At 48.0% G+C, this 12,082-nt stretch carries 11 protein-coding genes and 1 pseudogene; 10 read left to right on the forward strand and 2 right to left on the reverse strand.

The features are described 5' to 3' along the window. The 6 genes from ACUUHJ_RS09695 to ACUUHJ_RS09720 are packed head-to-tail and all read left to right on the forward strand — an operon-like array spanning window position 1 to window position 7,389. Entirely contained in the window at window positions 1-2,076 is a 2,076-nt protein-coding gene (locus tag ACUUHJ_RS09695; protein ID WP_472298791.1) for a sigma-54 interaction domain-containing protein, read from the forward strand. Further along, the gene (gene pepV / locus ACUUHJ_RS09700; RefSeq protein WP_472298792.1) at window positions 2,073-3,506 is read left to right on the forward strand and encodes a dipeptidase PepV; all 1,434 of its coding nucleotides are present in this window, start codon (window positions 2,073-2,075) and stop codon (window positions 3,504-3,506) included. Before ACUUHJ_RS09695 ends, pepV begins: the two co-directional genes overlap by 4 nt. 15 nt (window positions 3,507-3,521) lie before the next feature. Further along, entirely contained in the window at window positions 3,522-4,454 is a 933-nt protein-coding gene (locus ACUUHJ_RS09705; RefSeq protein WP_472298793.1) for an ABC transporter permease, read from the forward strand. Between the two features lie 9 nt (window positions 4,455-4,463). After that, entirely contained in the window at window positions 4,464-5,399 is a 936-nt protein-coding gene (locus ACUUHJ_RS09710; RefSeq protein WP_039960745.1) for an ABC transporter permease, read from the forward strand. A gap of 20 nt (window positions 5,400-5,419) precedes the next feature. Then, window positions 5,420-6,442, forward strand: a complete 1,023-nt coding sequence (locus ACUUHJ_RS09715) for an ABC transporter ATP-binding protein (RefSeq protein ID WP_472298794.1) — start codon at window positions 5,420-5,422, stop codon at window positions 6,440-6,442. Next, complete coding sequence (locus tag ACUUHJ_RS09720) at window positions 6,439-7,389, forward strand: ABC transporter ATP-binding protein (RefSeq protein ID WP_472298795.1); 951 nt, start codon at window positions 6,439-6,441, stop codon at window positions 7,387-7,389. Before ACUUHJ_RS09715 ends, ACUUHJ_RS09720 begins: the two co-directional genes overlap by 4 nt. A gap of 51 nt (window positions 7,390-7,440) precedes the next feature. Here ACUUHJ_RS09720 and ACUUHJ_RS09725 read toward each other — a convergent pair whose 3' ends face one another. Together ACUUHJ_RS09725 and ACUUHJ_RS09730 are read right to left on the reverse strand one after the other, a co-directional pair. Beyond that, window positions 7,441-7,818 (reverse strand): DUF3899 domain-containing protein, encoded by a 378-nt coding sequence (locus ACUUHJ_RS09725; RefSeq protein WP_056497658.1) that lies wholly within the window; start codon window positions 7,816-7,818, stop codon window positions 7,441-7,443. 18 nt (window positions 7,819-7,836) lie between these two features. After that, window positions 7,837-8,706: a LysR family transcriptional regulator gene (locus tag ACUUHJ_RS09730; RefSeq protein WP_289677101.1), complete on the reverse strand. Its 870-nt coding sequence runs from the start codon at window positions 8,704-8,706 to the stop codon at window positions 7,837-7,839. Window positions 8,707-8,833: 127 nt separating this feature from the next. Here ACUUHJ_RS09730 and ACUUHJ_RS09735 point away from each other — a divergent pair, with 127 nt between their 5' ends. From ACUUHJ_RS09735 to ACUUHJ_RS09750, 4 genes and pseudogenes are all read left to right on the forward strand, one after another. Then, a complete protein-coding gene (locus ACUUHJ_RS09735) occupies window positions 8,834-9,730 on the forward strand; it encodes a PhzF family phenazine biosynthesis protein (protein WP_472298796.1) in 897 nt (298 codons plus the stop codon). 175 nt (window positions 9,731-9,905) lie between these two features. Then, on the forward strand, window positions 9,906-10,211 hold the full coding sequence (locus ACUUHJ_RS09740; protein WP_472298797.1) for a hypothetical protein: 306 nt from the start codon (window positions 9,906-9,908) through the stop codon (window positions 10,209-10,211). Beyond that, window positions 10,199-11,056: pseudogene (locus ACUUHJ_RS09745) on the forward strand (RHS repeat-associated core domain-containing protein); the annotation flags it as partial. The gene ACUUHJ_RS09740 and the pseudogene ACUUHJ_RS09745, both read left to right, overlap by 13 nt. Before the next feature lie 51 nt (window positions 11,057-11,107). After that, window positions 11,108-11,740 carry a hypothetical protein gene (locus tag ACUUHJ_RS09750; protein ID WP_472298798.1) on the forward strand — a complete coding sequence of 211 codons (633 nt, stop codon included), beginning with the start codon at window positions 11,108-11,110 and terminating at the stop codon, window positions 11,738-11,740. The last annotated feature ends 342 nt before the right edge of the window (window positions 11,741-12,082 follow it).

Raw genomic sequence — 12,082 nt, forward strand, 5'->3', positions numbered from 1 at the left:
ATGGACAAAAAATCGATCATATTTATTGCGAGAATGGATGAGTTTCTACAATCTGTCGTTAGTCAATACCATGAATTGGGAATCGGCGATGATATCCATGTCGAGGCGATGCGAGTCGACCAGCTTCCGTTACGCCCGATCACGCCTGGTGCTCTCGTCATTGTATCCACCAAAAGAATCGTCCCCCTTGTGCAACCGTATGTGCCGAAAGAATCCAGCATCATCATTGCCAAGCGAATGCTGCCGTATCACAATTTACGCGGGATGCTGGAAATCCCGAAAGGCGTGAAAGTGCTTCTCGTCAGTGACACCAAGGAAACTGCTGAAGAAAATGTGGAATTGCTGCGTGCTTCAGGGATGGATTTTGAACTGTATCCCTATTACCCAGGTGCTGACTATCCACCTGACATCGAGATTGCGGTTACGCCAGGAGAGGCAGAGCATGTCCCTACGCACATTCGCAAAGTCGTCGATATCGGGTATCGGATCATCGATTTATCTACATGGCTTGCCATCTACTCTTATTTTAAAAACGGTAATTTTCAAAAGGTGACCGCACGCGCTATGCAATCGTTGGTCGATATCACCAAAGAGCTGAACAACGAGATTCAGCATGCGCATCTGTTGAGCAAATATTTGGAGGCCATCGTCAATCGAATCGAGGACGCAGTGATTGCCATGGATGAAAAAGAAAACATCCGTTTTGTCAATCAGAAAGCAATCGATACGTTGCAAATGGAAGGGAATGGAGTCGACGGTGAGCGGGCGTCCAATTGCTTGCCCGCGAGTTTTTATCAGTTGATCCGGCAGTGTGAAGAGAACAAGGATGTTTTGGTAGATTGGGCGAACAAGACCTACTTTTTCCGCAAAATGCACATCGTCATGGAAGGCAGCTTTCTGGGGAGTCTGCTTTTGTTTCGTCAAGCGGCAGAAATTGAAAAGCTGGAGCATGATTACCGCATGCGCCTATACAGCAAAGGATTGATAGCCAAATACCAGTTTGATGATTTTTATGGGGAGAGTGCCCCTGTACAAAAAGTCATTCAGATTGCCCGCAAAATCGCCAGAAGCAACTCCACCGTGCTGTTGTTGGGAGAGACAGGGACAGGGAAGGAATTGCTCGCCCAGGCTATCCACAATGCTTCGCCACGCAGAAGAGAGCCGTTTGTTGGGGTCAACTTCGCTGCCATATCGGAATCTCTTCTGGAAAGCGAGCTGTTTGGCTATGAAGAAGGGGCCTTTACCGGAGCGCGTAAAGGCGGACATATCGGCTGGTTTGAATTGGCCCACAAAGGGACCATTTTTCTTGATGAGATCGGGGATGCCAGCGCGGCTATTCAAAACCGACTGCTGCGTGTATTGCAGGAACGCCAGATTATGCGCGTAGGCGGCAGCAAGATCATCCCGACAGATATTCGCGTCATCGCAGCAACGAATCAAGATTTGCAGCGGATGATTGCGGAAGGAGCCTTCCGTGCTGATTTGTATTATCGCCTGAATATCTTGCCGATTCATTTGCCGCCGCTTCGGAACAGACGGGAGGATATCCCGTGGTTGGCCCAACAATTTATAAAAAAATATTCCTATGATTTGCGCCGCCCGCCGTTTACGTTGACCAATGAAGCGATGCGAGCGCTCCATGAGTACGATTGGCCTGGAAATATTCGCGAGCTCGAAAATGTGATCGAGTATTTAGCGCATGTCGTGGAGGATGAAGCGTATCCGTATCATTTGCCGTTTCTGCGGGAAATACCGGAAGCGCCGTTACCTGTAGATGGTCTAAACAACGAATGTGAAAGCATCGTCGCTGCATATAAAAAACGAGGATTTCTGGATGAAATCACGGCTATTTTGCAGGAGCTGGAGCAAGGTGGCGGTGGACGCTATACGCTACTTGCGCAGTTGCAACAAAGAGGTCACTCGGTTACCTTGCAACAGCTGCGCTATCGCCTGAAGCTTTTGCAGCAGGATGAGCTGATTCAAGTGGGAAAAGGAAGACAAGGAAGTCAGATTTCCTCGAAAGGTGAATCGTTTCTTGCCTATTTACATCGGATGAAAGCAGGGGAACGTATATGAGCGATTACTGGAGGCAGCAAGCGCTTCTGCACAGAGAGCAGTACCTGGATGATTTGAAATCCTTTCTTTCCATTAACAGCATCGAAGACATGACGACGGCAAAAGAAGGAAAGCCATTTGGCGAAGGTGTTGCGGCGGCGCTTGAAGCCATGCTCGGACGCGGTGAGCTGGATGGCTTCCAGATCAAAAACCTGGATGGTTACGCAGGGACAATCGAGTTCGGCGACGGGAAAGAAGAGATCGGTGTTCTCGTGCATATCGATGTTGTCACTGTGGGAGAAGGCTGGACGACCCCGCCTTTTGAACCGAGCATTCGCGACGGTCGCATCTATGCGCGGGGAGCGATTGACGACAAAGGCCCAGCGATGGCTGCGTACTATGCGCTGAAGCTGGTCAAGGATTCAGGCTTGCCACTGACAAAACGCGTGCGTATGATCATCGGAACGGATGAAGAGAGCGGCTGGCTGTGCATGAAGCATTTTGCCCAGCATGATCGTATCCCGCCGATTGGCTTTTCACCGGATTCCTCCTTCCCGATGACACATGCCGAGAAGGGACAAATCAACCCGACATTGACGATTCCCGTGATGGAAGCAATCGAACGAAATGGAGCATGGCAGTTAGCGTCGTTTGTCTCCGGTGATCAAGGCAACAGTGTACCCGAAAAAGCAGTCGCTCTAGTACGACTGGACTCCGAGGCACGGCAGGAGGTCGTCCTTTCCCGATTGGCGGAAGAATGGGAGATGTTTCTGAATAAAAATCACACAACTGGTCGTATGGAGCTGGTAGGGCTGGGACAGTTGCAATTCACGCTCGCAGGAAAGCCAGCTCATGGGATGGCGCCATTCCAAGGCGTGAATGCGGGAACCTTGTTGGCTACTTTCTTACGAGCGTACCCGTTTGGTGGCTCCAGTTTGTCCTTTCTTACGATGTTGGCTGATGTTTTGCATGAAGATTATTTTGCTCACCATCTCCATATGGCTTGCGAGGATGAAGTGTCAGGCAAGCTGACGGTCAACGCGGGGATTTTACATTACGATTCCAGCGAAGGGGGGACAGTTCGGCTCAATATCCGCTATCCGGCGACCATTTCCTGTGAAGAATACGTTGAGAAATTGAAGCAAAGGACTGCGGAGCTGGGCTGGACGCTTTCCGCTCTGCGGACATCCAAGTCGCATTTTGTACCCAAAGAGCATCCTGTGATCCAAACCTTGTCGCGCGTGTACGAGGAGCACACGGGAGAGCCAGCTACCCTTCTTTCCTCAGGAGGAGCCACTTACGCCAAAATCATGCCGCATGGTGTTGCTTTCGGTCCGCTCTTTCCGGGGAAGGAGTCTATGGCCCATCTCGCTGATGAATATGCCGAGATTGACGACCTGCTGCGTGCCATGGCGATTTACGCGCATGCCATTTACGAGCTGGCTAAGTAAACGAGGAGGACTTCCATGTCAAACTATCTGGTAAAACGTATTTTGATGATGTTCGTCACCCTGTGGATTATCGTGACGCTGACGTTTGCCTTGATGCATGCCATTCCGGGGAACCCGTTTGCCTCCGAGTCGGATCAGTTGCCAGAGCAAATTCTCAATAATTTACGTGCCAAATACAACCTGGACGAGCCGTTGCCTGTTCAATACATTTTATATCTGAAAAATCTGTTAATTCTCGACTTGGGTCCATCCATCAAGTCAGACTCTCGTGGAGTCAATGACATGATTTCCGATGGCTTTGCTGCATCTGCCTGGTTGGGTGCGCAAGCGATCGGGGTCGCACTCCTTTTCGGCATTACATTGGGCATTATCGCAGCGCTTAATCGCAACAAATGGCTGGATTACGTTGCCATGGCGCTTGCCGTATTGGGGGTAGCGATCCCGAGCTTTATTATGGCACCGCTTCTGATCAATTTTTTCGCGATCAAGCTGCCGCTCTTTCCGGTTGCGACATGGGGTACCTGGATGCATACGATACTGCCTTCACTGGCGCTCGCCTTTGGTCCAGTTGCAGTCATTACCCGCTACATGCGTGCCAGCATGATTGAAGTCATGAACCAGAACTACATTCGAACAGCAGAAGCAAAGGGGATTCCGATGTTTATCATCGTCGTCAGACATGGAATTCGTAATGCGATTCTGCCTGTTGTCACCTTTCTCGGACCTTTGATTGCCAGTTTGATAACGGGGACCTTTGTCGTGGAGAAAATCTTTGCGATTCCCGGCATTGGCAAGTATTTCGTAGACGGCATTTTCAACCGTGACTATCCGGTCATTTTAGGTACGACGATTTTTTATAGTGCGATTCTGATTTTTACCATTTTCCTGATTGATATCGCATACACCCTGATAGATCCGCGGATCAAGCTGACCAACAAGGCGAGATAAACTGTGGCGATGGAGCACAAAGTAGACCCGTTATTTCGTCCGTTGGCGAAAAACACGCAGGCGAATGTCATTGCACGACCCAGTCTCAGCAATGGGCAGCAGGTCATTCGGAAGCTGCTGAAAAACAAGCTGGCTATGCTCGGGCTGTTCATTATTCTCGCTTTGGTTGGCATGGCGATCATTGGCCCGAATCTCGTGCCGTATAGTTATTCCGATCAGAGCTTGCTGACCAAAAATCAGGAAATCTCCGCAGAGCATTGGTTCGGTACGGATGAGCTGGGACGTGATATGTTTGCCCGTACGTGGTATGGGGCGAGGATTTCTTTGACGATTGGCATTGTCGCGGCATTGATCGACCTGGTCATCGGAGTGACCGTCGGGGGGATTGCAGGCTATATGGCAGGACGAGGCAAACGAGGGGATCGCATCGATACGATCATCATGCGTATTATCGAGGTTTTGTATGGGCTGCCGTATTTGCTGGTCGTCATTTTGCTCATGGTGGTAATGGAGCCGGGAATGCTGACGATTATTATTGCCCTGTCTGCTACGGGTTGGGTTGGCATGGCGCGGTTGGTGCGCGGACAAATCCTGCAATTGAAAAATCAAGAGTTCATTCTGGCTGCCCAAGTACTGGGAGCAAAGTTTTCACGAATTTTGCTCAAGCATCTGATTCCCAACACATTTGGCGTCATTATCGTCAATTTGACCTTTACGATTCCATCGGCCATTTTTGCTGAGTCGTTTCTCAGCTTTCTTGGACTCGGTGTACAAGCTCCCGTCGCCAGCTGGGGGACGATGACAAACGATGGCTTGGGCGTTATTTTGACGGGCGATTGGTGGCGACTGTTTTTCCCGGCATTGATGATCTCGCTGACGATGTTCGCCTTCAACGTATTCGGCGACGGTTTGCAGGATGCGCTTGATCCGCGTCTACGCGATTAGAGACGACAGGGGGAATGAGGATGAATCAGCATTTGCTGACAATCGATGACTTGCGAGTGAATTTCAACACGTATGGCGGAGAGGTTCAGGCCGTGCGGGGTGTGTCCTTTTACGTGGACAAAGGGGAGACGGTTGCCATCGTAGGGGAGAGTGGATGTGGCAAGAGCGTTACGGCTCAAGCGATCATGGGATTAATCCCTGATCCACCTGGAAAAATCGTCGGGGGAAGGGTTGTATTTGAAGGAGCCGAAATTAGCCACCTGCTCAAAAAAGAGCTGCTGGGTATTCGCGGAACGCAGATCGGCATGGTCTTCCAAGACCCGATGACAGCGCTCAATCCGACGATGAAGGTAGGGACACAGATCGTAGAGGGGTTCGTTCGCAGCCACCGAGTATCGAGAGAGGAAGCGCGAAAGCGAGCGATCGAGATGCTTTCCCTCGTAGGAATTCCCGATCCGGAAAAGCGAATCGATCAGTACCCGCACCAATTCAGCGGAGGGATGCGTCAGCGAGTGGTCATTGCGATTGCTCTTGCTTGCCAACCCAAGCTGGTGATTGCGGATGAGCCGACGACAGCACTGGATGTGACGATTCAGGCGCAGATTTTGGATTTGCTCAAGCGACTGCAAGAGGAACAGGAGTTATCGGTGGTGATTATTACGCATGATTTGGGAGTTGTAGCCGAGATTGCTCATCGCATGGTTGTCATGTATGCGGGAATGGTGGTAGAGACTGGGACGGTTGAGGATGTTTTTGCAAATCCTCGTCACCCGTATACATGGGGACTGATGTGTTCTCTTCCGCGTCTGGATGAAGGCGAAAAGCAACGGCTCGTTCCCATCGAAGGCAGTCCGCCGGATTTATTTCATCCGCCAGTCGGCTGTCCGTTTGCTGCCCGTTGTGATTTTGCGATGGAGATATGCGAACAGCAGATGCCTGTGAAGAACGAATTCGGTCGTGGACATCAGGCTGCTTGCTGGCTTCACGATCCACGGGCACCGCGAATAGAGGAGCTGGTGGCAGCGGGGAGGCAGGGAGTATGACAGAAGCGTTGCTTGATGTTCGCGATTTGAAGAAGTATTTTTCGCTTGGAACGGGATTTGATTTGAAAGCAGTCGATGGTGTTTCGTTTACGATCAACAAAGGGGAGACATTCGGTCTGGTCGGTGAAAGTGGCTGCGGGAAGTCTACGTTAGGTCGGACGATTATTCGCCTGTATGACCATACAGATGGCGAGGTGTTGTTCAAAGGGAAGAATGTTCATCAGCTTCGGGGAAAAGAAGCGGAGCAGTTCAATCGGGATGCCCAGATGATTTTCCAAGACCCGCAAGCAAGTCTGAACCCGCGTATGACCGTCGAGGATATCATTGCAGAGGGCTTAGACATCCACCATTTGAACCGCGGGATGAGACGAGAGCGTGTGGCGGAGCTGCTCCATCTAGTGGGCTTGCATAAGGACCATGCGCAGCGTTTTCCGCATGAATTCAGTGGGGGACAGCGCCAACGGATCGGAATCGCGCGGGCGTTGGCAGTAGAGCCGGAATTTATCATTGCGGACGAGCCGATTTCCGCACTCGACGTCTCGATTCAAGCGCAAGTCGTTAATTTATTGGAGGATTTGCAGCATGATCGTGGATTGACTTATTTGTTCATCGCGCATGATCTGTCCATGGTCAAACATATTTCCAACCGGATTGGCGTCATGTATTTGGGAAAAATGGTCGAGTTGGCGTCGAGCTATGAGCTGTACGCTCGTCCGTTGCACCCCTATACGCAGGCTTTGCTCTCTTCTGTGCCAGTGCCTGACCCGACGGTGAAGCGAGAGCGTATCGTTTTGCAGGGAGATTTGCCGAGTCCAGCGAACAAGCCGAGTGGCTGCGGTTTTCGTACACGCTGCCCACTCGTTCAACCTCGTTGTGCGGAAGAAGTGCCGAGATGGCAGGAGGCACAACCCGGGCATTGGGTGGCATGCCATTTGTTAGAGTCGTAAGAGAGGAGGAAGGGCTGTTCCCGATCGTTGGGACAGCCCTTTCTTGTGAGATTATAAATAGTAGAAACAGGTAAGAACGATTGAGAAGACAATCAGTCCAGTACCCGATGTAAGAAAAAGCGAGGTTCCGATTCGCACGAACGACTCCTTCTTTTCTTCGAAAGCAGGGTCGTTAGCTTGAACGATGTCACTGTCCATCATGCGCGGCTTGCGAAAGAACATCCCTTTCAACTGCTTGAATCCACGCAGAAAAATCGTAAAAAACCCAGAGCGTGTCACGACGGCAATACTCCCTACGATCAACAGGAAAAGGCCGATTAAAAAACTCTGGTTAATCAATGGCACCAACGTACCGGCTTGAATGGTAATTCCTAAAATCACACTGCTGATCACGGAGAGAGCGAGTAGGAGAATGAGCCATTTTTTCAACGAAGAAGCACGTCCTTTTTATAGTGTAGGTGCAATGCGCTCTGCCTCCCGCAAAAAAGCTTGAACGGCAGGTGGGGCTTCACGAAGCGAACGTACAGCCAAGCCGATTTGCCGAGAGAGAGGCGGCGTGATTTCTTTGACAGCGACATCGGGTAGTTGTGCTGGTAGAGTCAGTGACGGAACGACTGTCACCCCAACACCGCTTTCTACCATGGCTAGTATCGTTGTATTATCAGCGATTTCATAGGAAACATTTGGCGTAAGCCCAGCCTTGGCAAACTCCGCGCCAATCAACAAGTGACAACCCGCCATAGGCATGAGAAACGATTCGCGGGCTAATTGCTCCAAGGTGAGAGAGTGCTCTTTTGCCAAAGGATGATTGGCTGGCACGACAGCATGCAGGGAGTCTGTCGTCAGCAGGATTCCCTCCAGCTCGTCATCGGGCCACACATGAAAACCGACATCGACAACCCCCGAGCGAACCCATTCTTTTATTTCTTGATAGCTTCCTTCATATAGCTTTGTTTGCATATGCGGATAGTGACTTTCTATCGACTTTAGCAATTTTGGTAGGAGCTGAGCGGTTACGCTGGGAAAAGAAGCAATCCGGAGCGTTGCCTCCACATGCTCGCCTGATTCGGCAGCCACCTGTTTAATCACTGAGACGTTATCCAATATGATCCGGGCCGAGGCGACGATTTTTTCGCCAGCTGTGGTCAGCTTAACACCACTGCGATTGCGGGTGAACAAGGAAACACCGAGCTCTTTCTCCAGTGCGCCGATCGTATGACTTACACCCGACTGGCTCAATCCGATTTGTTCCCCAGCCCGCGTGAAGTTGCCAGCGGTGGTGACAGCCACAAGGACTTCCATTTGAAACAGAGTCATAGAGCTTCTCCTTTCATGAAGTTTTTATCATGGTTGGTATGCGAAAGCTTCATTTTACAGCGCGGTTGCATCACTTTAAGATGAAAAGCAAGAGAAGCATTTGTTAAATAAAAGGAGAGAAATAACCATGAATCATGTGAGCGTATATCATGTGGACGCCTTTACAAGAGAGCCGTTTGAAGGCAATTCCGCGGGCGTCATCCCGGAAGCAGGTACTTTGACTTTACACCAAATGCAGAAAATTGCCAATGAGTTGAATCTTCCTGAGTCTGCCTTTTTGATGCCATCCGACCATCCAGAAGCTGATTTTCGCATTCGCTATTTTTCTCCTTCGGTTGAGATCGATTTTTGCGGCCATGCGACAGTGGGTTCTGCTTGGCTATTGGCGACAGAGCGTGGATGGTTGGAAAAGGGTAGTCGTATCGTGTTTGAGACAAACGTTGGTTTGATTCCTGTTCAACTGGTGATGGAGGATGGCCAGTTACAGCGAGTAGAAATGACCCAAATCAAGCCATCTGTGAAGGAGATTGATTTAGACAGCGAAGAGATAGCGAGGCTTGTTGGCATAACATTGGCCGATCTGGATGATCGCTATCCGATGAAGCTCGCTTCCACTGGAAATAGGCATCTACTCGTTCCAGTCCGCACCCGTCAGGCAATCGATGCAGCCCAGCCATTGCTCGCTTCGCTCGCAGAAATGAATAGGCAGCACGGCATCACAACCACCCATTTGTTTACGTGGGATGCTCCTGAAGGCTATGACTTGTACACGAGAGATTTTGCGCCTGCGATCGGGATTGCGGAGGATCCTGTAACAGGTGCTGCAAATGGGGCTCTGGCTGGCTATCTGGCATTGGAAGAGTTGCTGCCCGCTGGACAAGTGACAGAGCTCGTCATTGGGCAAGGACATGCGATTGATCGACCAGGAAAGCTGTATGTAACGGTTGATCGATCTGGAGGGGAGCCTGTTATTCGTGTAGCAGGTGAGGCGCATTTGACGATTGCAGGGCAGATGAGGGGATAAATAAGCAAAAGAGAAAGGCGTTCTTGTCTAAGAACGTCTTTTTGTCTTTATTTCCTGTTAATCCAATATAAGGAATTTATTATAATTCGAATTGTGTGTTTAAGGAATATTTGAATAATTTTACCTGTACTTATTTTTTCGGTTTTGAACCGGTATGGGGAAGGGAGTCTTAGAGATGAATAGTAAATTCATCCGTTCCGTCAGTATTTGTAACGTATTTATTCTGCTCTCTTTACTGTTTTTGCAAGCGGTTCCTGAGCAGGTGCGTGCAACGGAAAAAAGCAAAACATACTTGATTGGTTTCAAGGACAGTAAACGAACGAAAAGGAGCGCCATTCAAGGAACGTCTGTGCAACAGCTCAGCTCCAAAATTATGGTGGCTACCTTAACTGAAAGCGAGAGGGAGGAATTATCTCAAGATCGAAGTGTAGCCTACATAGAGGAAGATAGTGACACGGAGTTAGCAGAGGTAAGGTTCTGAACACGTATGATTACGACATCTGGGGCAATTTGATTGCGGATAAGGTCAAGGAGACGATTTCTAACTCGTTTATGTATGCGGGGGAAATGTATGATAAAGAGAGCGGTTTTTACTATTTGCGTGCTCGGTATTACGATACGAAGATAGGTAGGTTTATATCCGAGGATACGTATAAAGGGCAAGTGGATAATCCGTTGACGCTCAACAGGTATACGTATAGTCACAACAATCCGGTTAGGTATATTGATCCTACAGGACATGATGCATGGCTAGTTCATGGGACGTTTTCGGATAATTCTACTTGGAAGGATGATTTTGTTACGTATTTCAAAGGTTTATATAAAGAGGATGTAAGAAAATTTGAGTGGTCAGGTGATAACGATAATACGGCAAGGGTAAAGGCAGCACAATCTTTGGCAAGCGAGATCATGAATTGGCGAAGTATTAAAGGTAATGAGAAGAAACCAATTCGGCTAATTGGTCATAGTCATGGCGGAAATGTATCAATTTTAGCAGCAAATGTTTTGGAACATGAAGGAATTCAGGTGGAAACGCTTGTTACTATTGCTACTCCTGTAAGGGAACTTGAATATTATTTAGAGTATCCAGTGGGACAGCATCTACATGTTTACAATGAACGAGATGGTGTACAGGTAAATGGGGGAAGCGTATGGTTACTTGGCGAAGCCAAACGGGAGTATACAAATGCAGCAAATATAAAAATTGAATTAGGGGAGGAGTACGACCCAATTGAGGCTCACTCTGCAATGCACTCTAATGTTGAAAGGTGGAAAAAATATATAACGCCGTATCTCGCAAAATTTTATGTGGAACCAAAAAGGTAAAAAATAATCTTACTGCGAAACTAGATTAATTAGCAGGAGGGGGAATGCCCAATGCGATTGTGGGTGAAGTTAATTTGGATCATCACTATACTCGTTAATTTATCAGGTGTTATCTGGTTTGTACTTGGCTCGACTGCAAATTTTCAACGCGGTATAGACTTGATTTCCACGGTAATACTTTTGTATCTAGGTATACCCTCAATTTTATTGATAGTCGTTTCTAGTTTTCTATTATTGAAAAAGTGGAGTCCATCTAGGTGGTGGGAGTTCATTGGGGTTTTAATTATCATCATTACCATGCTTTTAATGACACCACATTTGTATAAAAACGTAGAGACGAGTGGGTGGTTAACAGAAAAAATAAGAACTGATTCCATACAGCAGACACCGGATGGTAGATTTGAATACTGCATGGAACTAATTAATTTGTTTCAGAAAAATAGTTCAGCTCGCTTATATTTAAAGAATACCCAGACATTGGAGGAAATAAGAATTCATTTAGAGTTTCCTACAAAGGAGATCACAGGTGTATCTTGGGGTGATGTAAATTACTTTGTTAAGCTCGAACCAACTACTAACTCAAATATTTACATACTTAACACTACCGAGGAGTTTCCTTTTCCAAATGAGAAATATGAAATTAATATACTGGAGAAAACAGCAGTAAAAATAAACAATGAATAGAACTACCTCTATCCCCTAAACGAGTAATCTACGCTCGTTTGGGGTTCTTTTTTGTCTGAAGAAGGAAACTTCGGAAACAATCTGCTTTTGAGAGAGCAAGACTGACCTACAAGCAAGGGAAACATATACTAACTTGGAAAATCACTTCTGCTAATCAGTAATATTGGCTGACTAGTAATTTGTTAGTCAAAACATATTGGTACGTTCCTATTGAACCAATATCAGGATTTCACTATAATTCTAAATGCTGTTTAGGTAAAATTTACATTTTTTCTGTACTTATTTTTGGGGAGGAGATAAAGAGTAAAAAAGAAATGATACCAAAGCTCAAGACAAATATGA

Source organism: Brevibacillus schisleri, assembly GCF_055685845.1.